Source organism: Desulfobacter sp. (assembly GCA_028768525.1).
Classification (GTDB): Bacteria; Desulfobacterota; Desulfobacteria; order Desulfobacterales; family Desulfobacteraceae; genus Desulfobacter.
Map to the genome: position 1 here is coordinate 3,102,153 of CP054837.1, position 20,881 is coordinate 3,123,033.

Consider the following 20,881-nt stretch of genomic DNA (forward strand, 5'->3'; position numbering starts at 1 on the left):
CTATCCTTTTTTAAAATAAACACTGATACCCACATGCAGGGCCAGCTTGTTGGTTCCGGGTTCTAACGGGGAAATTGTTGCAGAACGAACAGATGACAAGGCCCGTATATTCTGCATGTCTGCAAGAAACTGTTTAATATTTTCATAATTTCCTTTTACTGTGAACAGGCTGTCATACTTTACCAAAACAGGAATGTCTGTTTCTTTCGCCTCAAAAACCAAATCCTTATCGAGCGAGACGCGGTTTTTATCAATGAGTTTTGCAACCTGGTCAATGTATTGCCCTAAATAGGGCTTTGTCCCAATGTCTGACAGAATCTTTGCCAGGTGTATGGAAACGCCCGTCTTTGCATTGGCTGTTATGCTTACAGCATCTTTGCTGTTCGACCTGGATTCTGAAGTCATTTTCTGCAATGAAGCAATCCGCTGTAACTGCTTGTCGAGAAGATAGGTTTTTACATGCACATTCGCAGCGATACAAAATATACACAGAAAAATCAACAACCTGTATTTTTTATATATTCGCTTCATGAAGCCACTCGGCAGTAAGTTTGAATTCTATTTTCTTGCGACCGGTTAATTTTTCCTGTGAAAGCGTGTGGGTAAACTTCGGAGAGCTGTTCAATTGGCTTAAAAACTGGAACACCGCCTCTGTATTGTCTGAGGAACCGCTAATTGAAATCGCATATTTTTTATCATATTCAAAAAAACTAATTTCATCAAACTTTAATTTTTCAGGCTTTAAATTCTCCAGTTCCGTTAGCACTGCGGGAAGCGACACAAAATGCTTTTCTAAAACAGGCTGCAGTTGGGTTGCTTTACGAATAGCCTCCTGTTCCCCGGGGGATGTCCGGGATAAATTCATCTCCATTTGTTTCGATTTTTGCTGAATAGCCGCCAGCCTTTGCTGATATTCAGCAACTATTTTCCAATTGGAATAATAGTCATAAATATTTGACAGGGTCATGCCAACGGCCAGCGCAATAAAAAGAAATATAACGCCAAGAATTGTCTTTTCCCTGGCATCCTTTTTCTGTGATAAATTAATACGGATCGGCTTCATATTATCCACCCCTTTTGGCGGCTCCCAACGCTGCCGAAAACTGCGAAAATGAGTTTATTTCCTTATTTAAGCCTTTTATCCTTGAAAAGTCCATTAAACTGTTCTCATCTGCAATCTGGCAATCGTCTGCCGAAAATGATGTTGCCAAAAAATGCCTTACATCTTCACTGACCGCCTTATCCGACGCAATAACGATCCGGTCAGCTTTTTTCTCCGGCAATTCGCTATGGCAGTATTGCAGTAAAAGATCCAAATCATTCATTGCGCTGGCGTTGCTGTCTCCCAAAAGCCCTTTTCGGAGAATTTTATATAATCGGGGGATACCTTGTTCAAAAATGAATATGGAAATAGATTCATCAAAAAGACCTAAAAAGGCAAGCCGTTCCTCTTTAGAAAAATCGGGTGCATAAAAATTGTACCGGGCGACCCCTGCCGGCAGTATCCGATCTATTTTCCAGTCCTGGCGCTGAAACAGGCTCTCATACTGTTCAATAACCTTTTCCAGCAAAACCGCAATGATAAACACATGTTCCCCATTCTCTGATTTCTGCCGCCCATATTCCCAGGCACATCGCAACTCGGAAATATCGTTTACTTTAACCTGATTCGCCATATCCCACATGATCATTTCAGTGACCCTGTCCTCGGATTCGGGCAGTTCGTTGTATCTTCTGATAACGGTTCTGCAGCATCCGTCTGGTAACGCAATGGACAGCCGCTTCTTTTTATTCTTTATGCTTAACTGGTCAATACAATCTGCAAATAAATCAGGATCAAGAATATTCAAGTGCTTAAAAGAACATTTAAACGCTTGCGCTGGAATCTTAACGTTCTGGGAATCCTGAACAATATAATGCCTACCGGTTCTTGAAACATTGACGGCTTTTAAATTCCCCGCCGATATTTCTATACCTGTTGACACATATTTGCCCGGTAAAAAAAACATAAAAACGATCCTAGCTGATAAATGTTACCCTGTTTACCTCTTCCAGGGTGGTCCTGCCTTCGGTCATATCAATGAGGGCTGCCTGTCGTAAAAAAATGGTGCCCTGCTTTAGGGCATATTCTTTTAATGCTGCCGTTGATACCTGATTTATGAATAATTCTTTCATCTCTTCAGTCAACTCAACATGCTCAATAATTGCCTTTCGGCCTTTATATCCCGTCCCGCTGCAAGTATCGCACCCATACGCTTCATAGAAAGTAACATCTTTATAGTCTGAAGGATCAAGCCCGGATTCCATCAACGTTTCTTTGGTAATAGTCCTTTCAATTTTGCAATCACATAAGACGCGGATCAGACGCTGGGCAACGATGCAATTCAGCGCTGTAACAAGGTTATAGGGCTCTATTCCCATGTGGATGAACCGGTTGATCACTTCAAAGGAAGAATTTGCATGAACGGTTGCAAAAACCAGGTGCCCGGTCAATGCAGACTGCAAAGAAATTTCTGCGGTTTCCGTATCCCTGATTTCTCCCACAAGTATTTTGTCAGGATCATGACGCAGTATGGACCGTAAACCACGGGAAAATGTCAGTCCTTTTTTGGGGTTCACCGGAATTTGGGTCACCCCGTCCAGCTGATACTCAACCGGATCTTCTATGGTTACGATTTTTGTGTCCTTTTTATTCACCTCGGCCAATGCCCGGTAAAGTGTCGTTGTTTTCCCGCTGCCGGTGGGGCCTGTGATCAGAAACATGCCGTAAGGAGCGGCAACCTGGCGCCGCAACCTCATCAGCTCCCCTTCATTTAAGCCGAGTGAATCAAGTCCAAGCTGGCCTTTCATTGGAGACATCCGCTTTTGATCCAATATTCGGATAACCGCATCCTCACCAAATATCGTCGGTAAAATCGAGATACGGAAGTCAACAAACCTGTCTTTGATTTTCAGCTTGAAACGCCCGTCCTGGGGGATCCTTTTTTCAGATATATCCAGCTCAGACATTACCTTTAGCCGCGATATCACGGTATTCATGTTGCTCATATCAAGCGAATCGGTAATCTGGTGCATCATACCGTCAATCCGGTACCGGATTATCATCCCATCCCCCGATCCTTCAAAATGAATGTCACTGGCATTTTTATTGATGGCGTCAAGAAGGGTGGAGTCAACAAGTTTGACAATAGGGCTTTTTTCCTCATCCATCCTTTCAAGGGATATTTCATATTCCCCTTTAACGGATTCCTTCACCACGGACAGCCGCATTTCATCCGAAACAGAGATCAGGTCCCTGGACTTCTCAAGATTTTGAATGAGCAGAGTCAATTTTTTCTCACTCACAATAACAAACCCAAAATCATAATCCAGCATCATTTCAATTTCTTCAACAGCCCGGAAATAATCTAGGGGGTCTGCCACGGCAAAAACCAAATATTCCCCTGCCAGCTTGAACGGTACAATCTTATGTTCTGCCATGAAATCAACAGACAGAAGTTTCAGCACCTCAGTCTCCGCCATGCTGTCTATCCGCTCATATTGGCAGGAAAACTGTTCTGCAACCAGTTTGGCCAACTGTTCATCCGTAATCAGACTGTCCTCAACCATCAGGCGGCCAATCATGCGTCTGGAAATATTTTTTTGTTGAGACAGGATTCTTTCCATTTCCTCTTCTGTGATAAATCCCATCTCAACGGCAAGCTCACCAATTCTTTTTTTCTTTTTTAAATTAAAAGCTGCCATTTAGTATCCTATTGTCTGGGCCATTTGAAAAATCGGCATATAAACAGCCAATAAAATAAACCCGATAACGATCCCCATAATGACCATAAGGGCAGGCTCAATTGCAGATGTGATAACAGTCAGTCTGGATTCAACATCTCTTTCGTAAAATTTGGCTGCCTCCATGAGCACCTCTTCGAGGTTACCGCTTGCCTCGCCTGCAGTAATCATTCGTATCGCCATATCCGGAAAAATACCTGCCTCCTGTAAAGAATCGGCAAAAGTGTTTCCTTTCTGAATAGAACCAATGACATGATCCAGTGTTTTCTGCATATATTTATTCTTAATCAATCCTTTTGCCACATGCAGAGACCGGTCAAGGGGTATTCCCCCCTTAAGTATCGCCGACAACGAAGAGGAAAAAAGCCCTACGGTATAAATGATCAATAAATTTCCAAAAAACGGGAACTTCAGCACATATCGGTCAAACAGCAGGCGTCCCTTATCAGATTTTTTCAAATAAATAACGACGCCTGATGCGCATGCCATGATCATGGCGATAATCAATATGGCGTATGATTTCACAAATCCGCTGAAAGAGAGCAAAACAGAGGTTAGAAAAGGCAACCCCTCATCGCTTTCTATAAGAGATCCGGTAATTGAAGGAACAATGTAAGTCAGCAGAAAAAAGACGACTGCCACGGAGCAAATGACAAGGATGACAGGATAGGTGGACGCTGCTTTAATCTTATGGCGAATATTTTGTTCTCTTTCAAAATGCTTCAAATATGCAGATACGGCCTCCGGTACATCCCCCCCGGCCTCACCGGCTCTCAGCATGGCAATGTACAAAGGCGTAAATGTATCTTCATATTTGCCGAATGCGTCAGATAGAGAGCTACCCTCTTTGATATCGTCCCTAATGGCTGTCAGAACTTCAAGCAGATAGCCGGGCTTCAATTTTTCAATAATACCGGTTAAAATTGAAACAACAGGCAGGCCCGCCTTGATGAGGGTTAGAAATTCCTGATTAAATGAGTAAATCTCTTTGGGTTTTATTTTCCGGCTCTTTGTAGAAAACGACAGTGTTGAACCATTTCCCCCCGTTCGCTGGTATTTCACCAGAAAACCGCCGTCAGCTTGCACTTCCGCCTTGAGTGCGGCAACGGAATCGGATTGAATGACCCGTTCTATATTTTCGCCATTTCTTTGAACAATCTTACATCTGTATGCCGGCATGAAGGGTGTCTCCTAAAAGAGCCTTTTGACTGCAAATGATATCGGTAAAAGTATACCATTTATTAAATACTGATTCCAGACGTAAAAAACCTGACCGGAAGCGGCTTTTTTTTGACGGCAGGTAGATAATGTAGTTAAAAAATGAAGCAGGAGGGAAACCTCCCCGCTTCATTCTATGGACCACGAATTAAGTATGTATGCTAAAAGTAAAGATCCCATCCGAATTCCTTTCTCAACAAGAATCTGGATGAGATCTTTCAATCCCAAATCATAATACTACTTGCAGAAATTAATTTTTCTTTCTGCGTGTAATCCCGGCCAATCCAAGGAGCCCCATACCAAAGAGCAGCATTGTGGTTGGCTCGGGTACAGGCTCAACCGATTCAACCATGACTACGAAATCTGTGAAGTCCCAGTCCGCTGAAGTGGCGGCAAGGTCTTCCCAGGCCAAGATAAACTCATTGTCTGACCAAGTAAGAAAATTACCATCATTGTACACGCTGAATTCATCAGTACCATCCCCCTGATAGGCGAGCATATGATCCGATTCATCAGAGTTCAAAGAACTGTCACTGTACCAAACATTCCCCGTATCCCCCACACTGATATAGTAACCAAACGTTGAGGAACTGAAAGTGACTGAATTTGTCCAATTATCTGCGGTAAAACTATTTCCAAAGACCCCTAAAGTTGCCTGGGCTCCATCATACGGGGTTCCATCATTACTGTCTTCCCCGGCAAACAGTTCAAGCCTCTTGGTCGTATCAGCAAGATCATAAATACCGAAAGAGGTATTTTCCGCATACCCTGCAAACTCAAACAGCATGGTATTAACAGAACCGGTAGAAGCAGTAATATTCCATGCAGAATCACTGTTATCACCAATCATGTCATTCTGCACATCAACAGATTGGCCGTCTTTGGTGCGTTCATTCAGAGCATCTTGGAGTGCCGTACCCACAGGAAGAGCCGAGGCAGTCCCCCCCCAAAGAAAGCATCCCAGAACTAACAATAAGATCACCTTAATTCGCATTTCCGTTCCTTTCATGTTTTGCTTGTCAATTCACCTCATATCTCACCACGAGATCCGGTAAATTTAAAGCTGTAAATAATCTTTCACTGTCACCACCAATCTTGTTAATATGAAATTAGGGTGTAGTGTTGTCTATAAGTTATGATACAGACTTTATTGACAAGACTAATTTGCAACAACCGCACCACCACACAACTATACGACGTCAAAAAAAGATTCTTTGAGAAAAAATATCCATATATTTAAGACTATTAAAGGCAATTTCTCTGTTTATTTTTTTAATATTTATATACAAATTGATTCAATTTTGCTCTATTTATGATTGCGAATCATCTATTATATAAGAAAAAAAATCTATAATATTAGAGAATTTATTTCATGAAATATTCTCACGATTCAGGCAGTCTGTTCTGGATTTGTTGCTGGAGAATTATGAACCTGCTGATCCTCGTTTCTTAAGGACCTCATGAATAGTCATCCCAACAGATAGCCGAAATTTCCATAAATCGGTTATTGTTATACCATCTACCACCAATGTTCCAGCACCCTGTATCGAAATTTTCCTAAGGTCTTCAGTCCAACCCAGTTGTCCAGCAACCCAATGTCTTACTGCATCGTCCGGAATCCCCAGCACTTCTCCAAGAATTTCAAGATACTCCACAAGCTGTTGACCATAACGGAATGCCTTAAGCCGGATAGATGGAAATACGTATTCCCCCTTAGGATAAAAAAGAGCCGTCTGCTCACCCTGTTCCCAGCATTTGTCACTGCCAATGGTTTGCCAGGGTAGGACTCCGCAGGCCCCTTTAGACCAGGCAGAAAGCTGCCACAACACCGACTGAAGGTTGGGATCCTCCAATTTATTGGCAGTACCATATTCGGCAAACTGCTTATCCGGATTCAATACCAGTTCGTCCCGCTTCATCCGGGTCTTCTGGAGGGTATTGCCCCCTATATATTCGATATCCGTGACATCCCAAAGGATATCCCGGCCATATTGAGAATAGGAAATGTCGCATCGGAAGACCGCATCCGTGCCACCTTTTAATGGATCTACCGCCTCATGCCACAACCCGCCGTACCATTCCAGAGCTTTGAAGTCCTGGATATTCACTGGTTCATCAAATATCCACGGAGCCGAAGACCCTCTGAATTTTTTCCGGTAATAAACTTTGTTGTTCAGGTAAAACTGAAACTGGGTCCGGTCCCATTGTTTTTCTTTTAGATGAAGGGCAAAATCTTGAAACGCCTTTTTAAGGCTTTGCCGGTAGTTACCTGACAGAGCCTGATCCGCCCACCATGATTTTGTATAGTGATCTGATATCTTCACCGGCCAGTTCTCACTGAAAGGAAGATAAAACACATCCAACGGTTCTCCCTTTCTGGGAAGATCCTTGAATGCGGAACCGTCCAGCAGGGGGCCGACATATTTATCCCACTCTTCCCATTGAAACCCCTGTTCTCCTTTTTTAGGCGCAAATTCAGGCAAACCGTTCCAGCCGTAAGGCAAGCGATTCAGGCAGGTCCTGTGCCTATGGGCAAGCCGGTAATATTGGTATCCTTTAAAAGGAGACACTTTGGCATACGCGTTCATTTCCGGGATAAAAGAAAGCCTGTCCGGCAGATTAAAATTCCATACCCTAAGTTGAACATCCATCTCGATTTTACTATTCCCTGATTTAATGCTCAGCCGCCCCTTCTTGATCCCGGGAGAAAGATCAGGGGGAATGTAGATCTCACATACAAAAGATTTTCCACCATCCAGACTCATCCGATCTCCATTTTGAACCGGAACCAGGGGGTCCGGAATCATTTCACTGCCCAGCCATGACCGCTCTACCCTGACGCATTCAGCTTTATAAATTGACGTAACGATATCCGGATTATTGTCAAAAAAGAATTCCAATGACAAATCATCCGATTTCCCCCGGACGAGCACCTGAAAACAGACATCCTCATTCCCTGCACCATGAAGACGGGCTATCCGGTCTGCTTCTGAAAAAAGATGATTTCCGCCCCAGTATTTTCTGTCACGGTCCGGAATGAACCGATTTGTTTCTGGAACATATTTGTCCAGAAGATCGACAACAGACACTTTGATACTGTCTAATGAAAGAGAGGACTCACTGCCGGGGAACGCTTTAATCTCGGGACGGCGTACTTTAAGGCCGCCGAATCCTTCAGACAGAACAACCTTTCTTTTAAAGGCTCGACTCCGGTTCCCGGCACTGTCCACACTGACGACATGAATTTCAATCTCTTTTCCGGGGCTAAACCCCATGTCCCGAATATGCATCATCACCTCTTTATCCGCATCCTCTGCCATGGGGATCAAATACCTTGGAAATGCATTCCGACTCCTGCCGTCTTTCCAGAAAACATCAAACCCCAACACCCTGCCGCCGCCGGAATCCCTGGGCGTCTTCCAGAATAAAAAAGCCTCACCAGAGTGAAGCCCTTCTGTCTTAGTCCTTATATCCTCAATACTTTCTGGATGAATATGATCTTTTCCTTTGATTTCAATCTCAACCCAGGGGCCTTTATCTCCGCACTCCCTGCTGTATATCAACCGATTTGGGAAATATCGATACTGAAATTGTCCGTCTTTTTCCTCCCATTCGTTTCCCACATCATCATAGAGGCAGAATCCCTTCGATACTCCGGCAATTCTGGCTGCAATAATATCCGGTCCAATTCTTAACCTCTGCCAACCTTCCTTATCCGGCCCGGAAGGTTCATTTGATTGCCAAATTGTATTGCCTCTTCCAAACACCACATCCATCAAAGTTGAGCCGGGATATGACCAGTCTTTTTTCCCATATTCCGCCTGGGCAAAACAGGGCCCCCCTTTCCCACCCCAAGAACCGCCCTCTTGCCATTCACTGGAAATACTTGATATACCGCTTTTTCTCATCGGGGCATCATAAGGGGATGCGGATTTAAACCAAAGCCATGCGTTTTGAACCAGCGTTCCCTTAAGGCAGGTTACGTCTAAATCAAAAAGAACAGATTCCTGAATTCCTTTGAGCTTGAGCTTTTCACTTCCTCCGTTACTTCTATACTGTTCCTTTCCGACTGAAGATATGGAAACATCTCTAACAATTGGTACTTTCAATTTTAACTTAGATTGGTTGCTATTTGGTAAAACGAATCCTGCTAAGAGAGGCTCAATATCAATTAACAAACTAAATAAAACAAAAAAAATCAGCCACAAATTCATGACTGATTTTTTTTGTAAGGAATAAATCTGTTTGATCTGATGATTCTTTGTCATCAATCTTAGCGAAATGCTATACTATACCCCTTCACATATTATTTTTCCGTGATAATCACAGTATACATATTATATCCAACCTCATTTCCTCCTAGTACTATTTGTCCTGAAATAAATTCTTTTGAATAAAGCTTCATTGGGACATCGGCGGTAACAAGTTCATATCCTGTATCTACAAAATCTGTTAGCCACGATGGAATATTATTTGCTCTACTATCAAAAGCCACGCTTACTACCACACTTTTATTTACCGAGAACTGTAAAAAAGAACTGCCACTAATATATTTGTCATTATTCGCCGGTTGAATAAAAAAAGCATTTTTATAAATTTCAGGGACATTTTTATAAATATAATCTCTATCGATGTAGGAAGTGCTGCCATTATCCAACCCCGATACAATTCTATATGCCTTACCGCTATCTGCCGTAAGGCTTGATATTGACAGATCCACTGATTGCTCTACAATTATGACCGTATACATATTGTAGCCAACTTCATTACCACCAAGCACAACGTCTCCTACAGCAACCTTTTTTGAATAAAGTTTCATTGGGACATCCGCAGTGACTAACTCCATACCAGTGTCAGTATATTCACCCAACCATGAAGGCAATACTTTGGCACGGCTGTCAAACGCAATATAAACGACGACATCTTTATTTACCGAAAAACTTAAAAAAGAATTACTTTTTTCATATTTATCGTTGTTTGCCACCTTTATATAATATGCATTTTTCAGTTCCTCTGGCACATTTGTATACTTATATGTTCTATCGATATAGGAAAAACTCCCATTATCCAATCCAGACAAAATTTCGTAATCTTTACCGCTACCAACGGATAAACTATTAATATAATCTCCTTCTTCCTGTTCCGTGAATGAATAAATTATATTAATCGTAGCTGTTTCAAGATTTCCGGCCCCATCACTCGCCGTAATAGTAATGATGTTTTCACCCTCAGCCAATTGAATGTCGGATACTTCCCAGTTTAAAGTACCTGATGCAATACCCGAGTCTCCCGATGAATTGGACCATGTCACTTCCGAAACTTCTTTATTATCAGAGGCAACACCTGATATCGTTATTTTATCGGACTTGGTTTCATAAGAGGTGTCGCTTGTTGGCGATTGTATTGATACTGCAGGCGGATATAAATCTGGTGGAGTATAAGTTACTTTTAATATTTTATCCAGTTTGTTGCCTGCTCCATCATGTGCTGTAATCGTAATGACGTTTTCACCCTCAGCCAATTGAATGTCGGATACTTCCCAGTTTAAAGTACCTGATGCAATACCCGAGTCTCCCGAAGAATTAGACCATGTCACTTCCGAAATTTCTGTATTGTCAGAGGCAACACCAGATATCGTTATTTTATCAGACTTTGTTTCATAGGTGGTTTCTGTTGTTGGCATCTGGATAGAAATCGTTGGAGCCTCATTATCAGGTAGAGAAACAGATTCTGCTTCCGAGACTATAACAGTATACATATTGAATCCGACTTCATTACCGCCAAGAACCACATCGCCAATAGCCGTTTCCTTTGAATATATCTTCATTGGGACATCAGCAGAAACGATTTCCATACCTGTATCCGTATAGTTTTTCAACCATGTAGGCGGGGTTGTCGCCCGGCTATCAAATGCAATATAGACAATTGCGCTTTTACTAACTGAAAAGCTTAAAAAGGTATCTTGTTTTTCATTCTTATCGTTATTAGCCGGTTGTATATAGTTTGAATTTTTCAATATATCCGGCACATTGCTGTATGTGTAGCTTCTGTCAATATAAGAAGTAGTACCGTTATCGAGCCCTGTTGATACATTGTATGACTTTCCCGTCGCAACGCTAAGATTTGATATTAATAAATCAGAGGGTTGGGTTTGTTCAACACCATAGAAAATTTCCTCTGAATAACCACTTTCATTTCCTGATGTATCTAACGCTGTTAGTGCAACATAGATATTTGTACCCAATCCATCTAAAGTATAATTTGAGACATTTCCTAAAGACTTATAGGAGCCGTACGTTCTTGATTGTGTGCCATAATACAATCTATATTCAGCAAAATCCATTTCAACATTTGGAGTCCAGGACATCTTTAAAGTGCTTTGATCAAAATTTAGGTTTAAAGGCGGCAGAGGTGGAGTCATATCCCCTGAGGTCCATGATATTACATTACTGGCTTCACTCATCCCAGTTGAGTTATAAGCTTTGACAACAAAATAGTAAGTTGTCGTTTCCTTTAGAGGGAGTTGAGACATCGGATATTGTGTTGACAATCCCACATCTAACTCCGAACTGTAATTGTCATATTCTGTTCCATAGAACAATTTATATCCATCCACTACCCCTGAGGAGGGAGCCCACGAAATCATCGATTCAGCCATTGCAAGGTATGGGATTAAAAATAGACTTATTAGACCTATAATAAAACTTTTCATATTAAATATTCCTCTTGGCATTAAGTTTAAGCCCAAACACTATAGCGAAATACAATCAATATAGTTTTACGATTCTTTAATTATAAGCCCTTGAGGCGCCGAAGGGGGGGCACTTGCTTCTGCTGACTTTATTCTGAATACGTGAACAAGTGGCTTTGAATCATCACCTTTGTATTGGAGTATATATAAAAGATTACTATTCCGATCATAAGTCACTCCAGGAATGGCTGTACACTCCTTAAAATAGGACAGATGCTCTAACAAATTTATAATCTGATAAGGCTTTATATCCCAAGGTTTTTTCAATCCTTGAGCCACGTCTGCCAAATCATTTGTATCGTAAAATATCATCTGCGGTTGTCGAGGATAACAATGATATCCTTTGTCATTATCGCAGGGATCATAACATTTAGTGTTGTCACCATAACAAGAAAGCCCCATACATTTTGACCCAACAAATATGACAGCGGCCTTATCCCCAGTTGTTATCCACGCGCCTCCACCCCAGCCATCGTTTTCTACATAGTCTGGATAATTATTATAAGTTGTATCATAATAAATCAAAGCAACACTCTCTAATTCTTTATTTGGAGGGGGGGAGTTATCGCTGTACTGGTATGGCGCGGTGGCAATTAAAACGGGGCCTCTAGCATAAGTTCCCCCCTCCCTAACAACACCAGACGCAATATTTTTCCCATTTAGATACTTATTTGCCCAGTCTATTGGTATTTCAAACAGATATCCACCAACTTCCATGCTGTGATAGTTTTGCACATTCCAAGGGCCCTGAGCATTTGGACTACTTTCATCCAAATTTGAATATCCATGACTTGGGTAATTAATATCTGCCACATTGTATGACGACCAGAAAGTCCAATATAATTTCCCTTCGGTTTGCGAACCTTGTGGAGAGAGATATGTTAACCCCCTCAGTTGATTGTTTTGTGCTTCCGATAATGTTTCCCATAATTTCCCTTCGGTTACATCATAAAAAGGAGATAGTGTCGTTGCTGTATTTAAGTTATTCAAATTTTCTGACAGAATTGGTTTCGGAATAGTGAATTGGGAAATTCTATTTTTGTAATTAACAGAATATAATGAGCCTAAATAACCATCTGCTTCACCATTTGAATCTCCCATCGGATTAAAAGCTAATGTTCTTCCGCTATGCTCCCAGTTATAAGTAGTATTTACATCTGGTAGTCTAAAAGCACCAACATATTCAAAATCATTTGTGAAATCTAATCGTTCTTCAGAACTACAAGTCAACACAGTTACAAAAATCAATAGCGGAATAATGGTTAAATGCTTGAAATAAATATTATTAAACATTCATACCTCCTGTAACTAATTTAAAAGTATTCATCGAGCCTAACGTAATATTCATGCAACAAATGCGCCACGAAATTTTCTCCCAGAATACCAAAATTGGTGTATATCCAACAAGCCATCTCAAAATAATATCAACAAAATAATGGAGCAACCGAGTTGAACCATGGATATAAAAATTTGTGCATGATGTTAACATCCTACAACCATACGCCAGAAATTTTGAAGATAGGCAAAAAGGCGATCACCTTTCTATCGGGTGAAAGGATTAATTTTGGACAACAGTGAATTAAACTTTTTTTCGTAATTGAATCAAATAAGACCAATACTCTTTTAATTCTTTTCTACCTTCTGAAAAAATAGCAAACGTACTTAGATAAAAACTTACAGAAAATATGAAAAAAATGCACAAAGAAATGAAGGGGGTCACAGTTATTGTTTGAACCATCCAATAGCAATTTCCTGCCATTATTATGCTTATCATTGCCGGCTTTTTTAATTTTGTATAAAAATTTCTAATACTTACAGGACTATTTTTAAACGCGAAAAAAAAATTTGGAAACAAAAGCACATAATTAGCTAATGTATATCCAACAGCAATGCCCTTTGCCTCCCATGGCAAACCAAGTATAAATGATAAACTTATGACTACTGCATTTAATACGCCTAACTTCAAGTATAATTTACTATTTCCGAGAGAAACAAGTAATATCCCTGTCGTACTACTCACCGGTTGAATAAAAGCGGCTATCGCCAGAATCTTAAACAAGTCACTCGAACCAATCCACTGATTTCCAAGTAAAAAAATGATTAGTTGCTCAGAACAAACAAACATAAAAGCAACTAACGGCATCGATATAAATGCTAATAACCCAATGTATTTTAAGTAGTAATTCGTAAATTGTTCGGGATTGTTTTGCAAACTACTCAAAGCGGGTAAAACAACACGTGCCATAGGGTCACGTAAATTAGTAATCGGTAACATTAATAATTGATAAGCTTTGCTATATAAACCTAAAATAGAGCTACCGCAATAACGACCTAATAGTATATTATCCAAATTTCGTGAAAAATAATTTATTACGTCAAACGAAACAAGATCTATACCAAATTTAACCATTGAACGAACTTCTGTTTTAAAATTTGGTTTTCCGGGTCTCCACTTGCAATATATCCAACAAGCAACCGTATTGACAGTAACATTTGTAATACTGTTAAATACCAATGCCCAGTAACCAAAACTTAAATAACCCGCAATAATTGCGACAACAAAACCGGAGAACAAGGAAATAACACGAATTTTTGTAATTGAATAAAAGTCCATCTGTCTATTTAATAACGCGAGATGTTGAACTGCCAACCCGCCAATAAAAAAAATAACAGATAAAGCTAATGTGACTTCTAACATTTCTGGTGTTTTATAAAATTTTGCAACTAATGGTGAAAATACCGCAATAATAAATGTAATTAATGCCCCAATAGCAACGTTAATCCAAAACAAATTGGTTACCTGTTTATGATTGATTTCAGAGCGCTGTATTGTGGCAGTTGATAAACCTAAGTTTGAAAAAAGGGCTGCAAATCCAGTTAACGAATATGCCATGGCATTGATACCATAATCTTCCGGACTTAAAATTCGGGCAAGAATCATTGTAGATCCCAACTGCAAAAAGAATTGAATTATTTGGGATCCCATTGTCAGAGCACCACTTTTTAGCGATCTCCTTTTTAAATCTGATTTCACATTATCAGTATTGAAAATGTAATCGTATTTCTTCAATTATAAAATTATCCCTTTCTCAATAATCGGGCACTGGGGCCCCTAACATACAGAACTCGCTTACCATTTTTTCAATAAAATCATAAAGTACGCTTATTTCCGCATCAACAAATTAACCCGTCGGAGGCCATAAGGGGTTTTTGAAATAAGGCGATGCTTGGTTATGATATAGCGAGTTTATGACGGAGTGCAATATTATACAAAGCATTATTATACAAAACTAAAATAAAAAACAAATCATATATGTTTAAACTTAGAAAAATGGAGCAGACAACCAATCCGGAAAAAGAAGTAGTGCTTGCTTTGTTATACAAATTAATTTTTTGGAACACCTGATCATTTTTGTACAATAAACAATAATAATGAAGCTTCCAAGAGTGCTTAAAAAAAAATACTATTATTAGTATATATGCTATTCCAGCCCCAATCCCAGATTCGGCCGCATACTGCACAAATGTGTTATGGGCAACCATCGATCTTCCATAAAATTCAGGCCCTGCATTTGCAAATCCCCCCAAGCCAACACCCGTTAAAGGAAATGCTAATGCCATTCTCAATCCACCAGCCCAAGCATATAGTCGGTTTTCAGCAGAACTTTCCCCTTCAAAATTAACAATAGTAGTAGTTCTTTCGCTAAGAACATTCCCTGCTTGCCAATGATAAAATAAAACAAAGAACAAAATAATAGGTAACACGAAGACCTTTTTTCTAGACAGAACCAACTCACAGAAAATAACGGTCAAAATTCCAAGCAATCCTCCTCTTGAACCGGTTAAAAAAACAGCATGCCACCCCATAGGAATGATTGCCCATAAACCATATTGAAACCATTTATTTAATTCTTTTCCCCAATAAAATATAAATGGAAGCCCGACCACAAATAATACTGCAAAAATATTTTCATCTTTATACATCCCGCTCCCATTAATATTAGATGGCCCCATGAGGCGCCCCAAGTAAAACTGTTTCCAATTTTGAGAAAAATATTGAAGATTTGCCCAATAAATCAGATAGATTGTTGATATTGATAGTACGATAGTTAAATATCGCAATTTTGAAATTGTATTCATTTCCAAAACAGCAAAGAAAAATAACAAAAATATTATATTAGTTATATAAAATATCCTCTGGGAGCTTAATCCTGATGAACTATCAGCAGAAACATACGGCCCACAATAATAAGATATAAAAATAAATAACCAAAGGAACATAATTACAAGATTATGACCATTCATTAAAAACTTATAATTATATTTCCCACGAATAATAGAAATGAAAACCCCTATCATAGTAAAAATTGAAGTAATTAATGTTACCCGCAGGCCTTCAAAATTCCAATACCAGATATATTGAGGGCCAAGAAAAGATAACAAATAATATGCAACAATGCCTGCCCAAGGATGTAAAATAGCCTTTAAGGCCGTAAATACCAATGTAATTAAAAGTAAAAGTTTTCCCAATCTTATAACATCTTTTTATTAATAATCCAGCCAGTTAAAACATATATTTCTTAACTATCTATCATTACCTACTATGCATTCAGAATCTCTTGATATGCTTTTAGTACGCCATTCACGTATATATCAGCGTTATATTGATTAACAATTTTTAAATGTGCATTATACCCCAATTGTTTACTAAATTGCTTATTGCTCAATATCGAATTTATTGCCTCCGCCATTGCTAATGAATCACGAGGTTTTATCAGTAAACCGTCAACTTTGTTTTGAATAATTTCACTCGGCCCTCCAGGTGATGTTGCTACGACCGGCTTTGACAAAGCCATCGCTTCTATAATAACTCTACCAAATGGTTCCGGTTCGGTTGAGGCATGAACAAGGACACTACAGGCAGCCATAGCCTCAGCCACGTTCTTGACGTGGCCAACAAAATAAATTTTATCCGAAATTCCTAATTTCTCAGCATACTTTAGTAGTCTTGCTTTATAACTTTGATTACCATCAGGTGAATCGCCTATTATAACTGCCCGAACTGGAACGTTTTTAAAAAGTTCGGCACAAGCTTCTAAAAAAAACATATGCCCTTTCCAGTCCACTAAGCAACCGACAATTCCAATTAATGAAAAATCATCATTTATTCCATAATGTTTTTTAAATTTACTCCCATCTGAATTATAAGAAAAGAAATCAAAATCGACAGCATTTCTAACCACTGATATTTTTCTTTCTTTAACACCCAAAGATTCTATTTCTTTTTTTATGTATTCTGATATGGCAATAATATGATCAGCTTTTTTAGTTATCCATGAGATTAATCTACTTTTATACTCCATACCACGAACATGCATTAAAACAGGTACGTTTGCCTTCTTTGCGGCAAAAACCCCACCATCGTTCAATAATGGCCAATTGTTTAAATGAACAAGATTAATTTTATTGGTACGAATAAAACGAACAAGTTTGTTCACATAGGAATTGCAAAAAGTTACCCGATCAACGATATAGGCTACTGGTCCACTCTTGTTGCCAATCATTTTATATAAATAAAATTCCAGTTTTGAATTTGGCCCATATATTCTTTTTCTAGGTATTTGGACAACTTTTTTTATATAATTATTGGATTGGATATAATTTTGTGGATAATTGGTAATTACATAAAAAATATAATTACGATCTTTCCAATTGTCTAATAAACACTTTAAACTCATTAAAGCCCCGCCAAATCCTGGCCCTTCCTCTAAAATTAAAACTTTTTTCATGTTATTACCTTTAGTAATTCTAAACGATGGGCTGTAGCGCTCTTCTTCCAATCAAATCGATTAGAGTTTCTATTGCCTTTTTCAATTAGCTTATATTTTTGATTCTGGTTATTTAAAAAAAATAGAACCTTGTCTGTTAAATCATTGGGGTCTGTGCAATCCGCCAAAATGGCACCAGTTCCGACAACCTCTGGGATACTAGCTTTGTCAGAAGCGATTACTGGACATCCTAATTTCATTGCTTCTAAAGGAGGAAAACCAAATCCTTCAAACAAAGATGGGTAAATAAACAGTTCAGCCCCTTGATATAAAGCATCTCTGGTTACATTATCTACGTAAGATACTAATTTCACTCTATGTTCTATATTGAGTTGAGCCACAAGTATTTGCAACTTACTAAGAATGCTATTTTGAATCCCTGTTAAAACTAAATCAATATCAACTCCCATCCGGACAATAGAGGCAAAAGATAAAATTAAGTTTTCTGTATTTTTCCAAGGGCTTTCAGCTCCTAATGCATATAAATACTTATTAGAAATAATTCCAGTCTGCCAAAGGTTTTCTTGAGCCTCTTTTTTATTTTTATAGATGGGAGAAATTGTAGGAAGACCATTATGAATTACTCGTATTTTTCTTTTTGGGATTTTGAACAATTCATATATTCTGTCTTTTGAAAAGGAACTTACTGTTATTACTCTATTGACATAATGCCTCACCCAAAATGGAATAATTTTTCTAAAGTATACGCTATCAATTAGGTTATGCGTTCTGAACGATTCTTGCAACAACGTGTCATGAACCGTTAGTACTTGTTTGCATTTTCTAGTAAATATTGGAATGTTTGCGGGGCACCATAAAACATCGACATTAAGTTGATCTAAAACATGTGGCATTGCTAACCATTGCCATACTTTGAATCTTGTACCGGGTGGCTCGGGAACACAGATGGTTTTATATTTAACATTAATATTTAGATTACCTTTTATATGACCACTCTCATAAAAAAAGAAAAATTGATCATCCATGTTGGGCCAGAACTTTAAAATTTCCAATATATAATTTGCGATCCCTCTCATTTCAGGAAGTGTCAGAACTCTGGCATCAAGACCAATTCTCATTTTTTCTCCTATGAAAATATTTGGTTCGCACTATTGATGTGTACTTTTTCTTATGACGGTCCGGAACCCTGCATAACAATTGGAAAGAGTCCGGTTCCCATACATCGTTTTTCCATTAGTCCTGAACTAAAAGATTTTTGTTTGTTTGATACTCGTAAATACATCCAACATACTCGCATAATTTAAGCAAAGGTTCCAAATAATTTTTCCCAGTTAGTAAAGCAAACGTTGTTCTACCAAAAGAAACTAAAGAAACTTTATATAAAAAACGAGGAGCCCCCAATAAAAAAGGTGTCTTTCTAAACGGGTTGCGAATACGAACCCATCCCCGACCTCCTGCGATTGCCCTTTTTATCAAATATTTTAATTTAAGCTGTGACATTTGGATTCTATGCTTAACAATAACTGAGGGAGCGAACACAGCTATTTCACCTCTTTTGATCATACGATGAAAAAATTCCTGCTCACTTCCGGATATACGATTTCGGCCTTTAGGCCCAAAAGTTGTGTTAAAATGGACTCCAGATTTGAATAATGCGGCTCTTACCCAACAATTTCCACTAACAGGATATAGATCACAAAGCTCACCTTCGCAACCTAATGGATTAAAGTTAGTAAAAATAAAATCAGAAAACGATGCCTCCGTAATTCTCAATTTTGATTCTTTAGGAAAGACTGGTAACACTCGGCCTCCAAAAATACTCACATGTGTCCATCTGTTAGTTACAGATAGAATTTCTTGAAGCCAATTTTTTTGGGGTGTAATATCATCGTCAGTAAAAACAAATAACTCACCATTAGCAATCTCTATTGCTTTATTTCTAGCAAAATTTTGTCCCTGTCGCTTTTCAAATGCATATACAATTGGTAATTTGCTACTAAATTTTTCGACTATATGTTTTGTATCATCGCAACTGTTATTATCTATAATTATGAGTTCATAGTCCGATTTATTAAAATCAAGATTGACAAAATGTTCTAACGTTTGATCCAATATAGCCGCTCTATTGTAAGTAGCAATAATAATAGAAAATTTTTTCGCCATTGCAGTATCCTTTAAATTCATTTTAATTTTTAATTTTTATGCTTAGCGAACCAGAAATCGCCTTTAAATATATCATAGCATAGCTTTCTATCATGCTATGTTCAGAATAAAATTGAAATGCAGTTGAACGGTTGTTTAGGCCAAGCTGCTGTCTTAACTCATGATTTTTTATTAGTTCCCACATAGCTGAGACATAAGTCTTCTCGTCATTTTTTTTCACAATAAACTTTTTATTTGCCTGACTCACCATTTGTTTAATATCGCCAACATCTGTGCTAACGATTGGCAAACCAGAAGCCATGGCCTCAAGTATAGCCATTGGCATTTGTTCAATATCGGAAGAAAAACAAAAAATGTCTATTTTTCTTAATAGCTCAGTAGGATCCTCTAAATAACCTAAAAATTTTATTTTTTGAGTAAGGTTGAGTTCTTCGGTCAATTTTTCCAGAGCCCCCAACTCAGGACCATCTCCTGCGACATACAGTTTGTATGTTAATTCATTTGGCAACTGGGATAAACAATGAATCAGGCGAGCATGATTTTTAAGCTTTATCAAAGAAGCAACTATTCCAAGCCTTACAGTTTGATCGGAGTGGCTTTTCTTTACCCGATTAAATTTAAAATGACTAACCTTCACACCATTTACTATATGAATAACATTTTTTTTTTTTACGTTCCACGAATCAGTTGCCATATCTTTTAAAAGGCGAGAGCATGTCACGATTAGGCAGCACCGCTTAAAAACAAATCCCCGTATTAATTTCCTATGATATTTTTCTGATCTAATTTCAGAATCGTCAAATCCTTCTGCGGCATGGATTGATGGACAGACCTGATCAAACAAGTTGGCAATCAACCAGTCTATTGATCCCCAAGCATACGCTATAAGTAAATCTGGTTTTATTTGCCTTAATTTTTTATAAATATTTATAATTTGTACTGGATAAATTATGCCTTTTTGCGGACAATGAATCAAAGAATATTCTATATCGGGATTAATATAAGCAGCAGCATCAAAATTACCATTAATTGAACATATAGTGTGATGAAATTTATTTCCAAGCCCATTAATAATTTTACAAGTACGCAATTCCGTCCCTCCACAACGAAACCCATCAAAAACATGTAGAATATGCGGTATTTTGTTATCCATAATAAATATCACCAAAAAGCATAA

Annotated in this window: 15 protein-coding genes; all 15 read right to left on the reverse strand. The window is 38.6% G+C overall.

Annotated elements, in window-relative coordinates:
* Complete coding sequence (locus HUN04_13985) at window positions 1–531, reverse strand: hypothetical protein (protein ID WDP90746.1); 531 nt, start codon at window positions 529–531, stop codon at window positions 1–3.
* On the reverse strand, window positions 515–1,063 hold the full coding sequence (locus HUN04_13990) for a PilN domain-containing protein (GenBank protein ID WDP90747.1): 549 nt from the start codon (window positions 1,061–1,063) through the stop codon (window positions 515–517). Before HUN04_13990 ends, HUN04_13985 begins: the two co-directional genes overlap by 17 nt.
* A 1-nt stretch (window position 1,064) precedes the next feature.
* Complete coding sequence (locus HUN04_13995; protein ID WDP90748.1) at window positions 1,065–2,009, reverse strand: hypothetical protein; 945 nt, start codon at window positions 2,007–2,009, stop codon at window positions 1,065–1,067.
* A 10-nt stretch (window positions 2,010–2,019) separates the two neighbouring features.
* Entirely contained in the window at window positions 2,020–3,744 is a 1,725-nt protein-coding gene (gene tadA, locus HUN04_14000; protein ID WDP90749.1) for a Flp pilus assembly complex ATPase component TadA, read from the reverse strand.
* The gene (locus HUN04_14005) at window positions 3,745–4,962 is read right to left on the reverse strand and encodes a type II secretion system F family protein (GenBank protein ID WDP90750.1); all 1,218 of its coding nucleotides are present in this window, start codon (window positions 4,960–4,962) and stop codon (window positions 3,745–3,747) included. It abuts the gene before it with no gap.
* A 289-nt stretch (window positions 4,963–5,251) separates the two neighbouring features.
* A complete protein-coding gene (locus HUN04_14010; protein WDP90751.1) occupies window positions 5,252–5,995 on the reverse strand; it encodes a DUF4114 domain-containing protein in 744 nt (247 codons plus the stop codon).
* A 430-nt stretch (window positions 5,996–6,425) separates the two neighbouring features.
* A complete protein-coding gene (locus HUN04_14015; protein ID WDP90752.1) occupies window positions 6,426–9,269 on the reverse strand; it encodes a DUF4091 domain-containing protein in 2,844 nt (947 codons plus the stop codon).
* 38 nt (window positions 9,270–9,307) lie between these two features.
* Complete coding sequence (locus tag HUN04_14020; GenBank protein WDP90753.1) at window positions 9,308–11,713, reverse strand: fibronectin type III domain-containing protein; 2,406 nt, start codon at window positions 11,711–11,713, stop codon at window positions 9,308–9,310.
* A 66-nt stretch (window positions 11,714–11,779) separates the two neighbouring features.
* Window positions 11,780–13,045: a hypothetical protein gene (locus HUN04_14025; protein ID WDP90754.1), complete on the reverse strand. Its 1,266-nt coding sequence runs from the start codon at window positions 13,043–13,045 to the stop codon at window positions 11,780–11,782.
* A gap of 286 nt (window positions 13,046–13,331) precedes the next feature.
* Window positions 13,332–14,822 (reverse strand): lipopolysaccharide biosynthesis protein, encoded by a 1,491-nt coding sequence (locus tag HUN04_14030; protein WDP90755.1) that lies wholly within the window; start codon window positions 14,820–14,822, stop codon window positions 13,332–13,334.
* A gap of 161 nt (window positions 14,823–14,983) precedes the next feature.
* The gene (locus HUN04_14035; GenBank protein WDP90756.1) at window positions 14,984–16,282 is read right to left on the reverse strand and encodes an O-antigen ligase family protein; all 1,299 of its coding nucleotides are present in this window, start codon (window positions 16,280–16,282) and stop codon (window positions 14,984–14,986) included.
* A gap of 71 nt (window positions 16,283–16,353) precedes the next feature.
* Window positions 16,354–17,541: a glycosyltransferase family 4 protein gene (locus HUN04_14040; GenBank protein WDP90757.1), complete on the reverse strand. Its 1,188-nt coding sequence runs from the start codon at window positions 17,539–17,541 to the stop codon at window positions 16,354–16,356.
* Entirely contained in the window at window positions 17,538–18,659 is a 1,122-nt protein-coding gene (locus HUN04_14045) for a glycosyltransferase family 4 protein (GenBank protein WDP90758.1), read from the reverse strand. Before HUN04_14045 ends, HUN04_14040 begins: the two co-directional genes overlap by 4 nt.
* A gap of 115 nt (window positions 18,660–18,774) precedes the next feature.
* Entirely contained in the window at window positions 18,775–19,704 is a 930-nt protein-coding gene (locus HUN04_14050; GenBank protein ID WDP90759.1) for a glycosyltransferase family 2 protein, read from the reverse strand.
* A gap of 22 nt (window positions 19,705–19,726) precedes the next feature.
* Window positions 19,727–20,857: a glycosyltransferase gene (locus tag HUN04_14055; GenBank protein WDP90760.1), complete on the reverse strand. Its 1,131-nt coding sequence runs from the start codon at window positions 20,855–20,857 to the stop codon at window positions 19,727–19,729.
* Between the last annotated feature and the right edge of the window lie 24 nt (window positions 20,858–20,881).

Bases quoted from the DNA above. Each gene is read 5' to 3' on its own strand.
- tadA (WDP90749.1), bottom strand. From the start codon at position 3,744: ATGGCAGCTTTTAATTTAAAAAAGAAAAAAAGAATTGGTGAGCTTGCC.
- HUN04_14005 (WDP90750.1), bottom strand. From the start codon at position 4,962: ATGCCGGCATACAGATGTAAGATTGTTCAAAGAAATGGCGAAAATATA.
- HUN04_14020 (WDP90753.1), bottom strand. From the start codon at position 11,713: ATGAAAAGTTTTATTATAGGTCTAATAAGTCTATTTTTAATCCCATAC.
- HUN04_13995 (WDP90748.1), bottom strand. From the start codon at position 2,009: ATGTTTTTTTTACCGGGCAAATATGTGTCAACAGGTATAGAAATATCG.
- HUN04_14015 (WDP90752.1), bottom strand. From the start codon at position 9,269: ATGACAAAGAATCATCAGATCAAACAGATTTATTCCTTACAAAAAAAA.
- HUN04_14025 (WDP90754.1), bottom strand. From the start codon at position 13,045: ATGTTTAATAATATTTATTTCAAGCATTTAACCATTATTCCGCTATTG.
- HUN04_14040 (WDP90757.1), bottom strand. From the start codon at position 17,541: ATGAAAAAAGTTTTAATTTTAGAGGAAGGGCCAGGATTTGGCGGGGCT.
- HUN04_14010 (WDP90751.1), bottom strand. From the start codon at position 5,995: ATGCGAATTAAGGTGATCTTATTGTTAGTTCTGGGATGCTTTCTTTGG.
- HUN04_14055 (WDP90760.1), bottom strand. From the start codon at position 20,857: ATGGATAACAAAATACCGCATATTCTACATGTTTTTGATGGGTTTCGT.
- HUN04_14045 (WDP90758.1), bottom strand. From the start codon at position 18,659: ATGAGAATTGGTCTTGATGCCAGAGTTCTGACACTTCCTGAAATGAGA.
- HUN04_13990 (WDP90747.1), bottom strand. From the start codon at position 1,063: ATGAAGCCGATCCGTATTAATTTATCACAGAAAAAGGATGCCAGGGAA.
- HUN04_14050 (WDP90759.1), bottom strand. From the start codon at position 19,704: ATGGCGAAAAAATTTTCTATTATTATTGCTACTTACAATAGAGCGGCT.
- HUN04_13985 (WDP90746.1), bottom strand. From the start codon at position 531: ATGAAGCGAATATATAAAAAATACAGGTTGTTGATTTTTCTGTGTATA.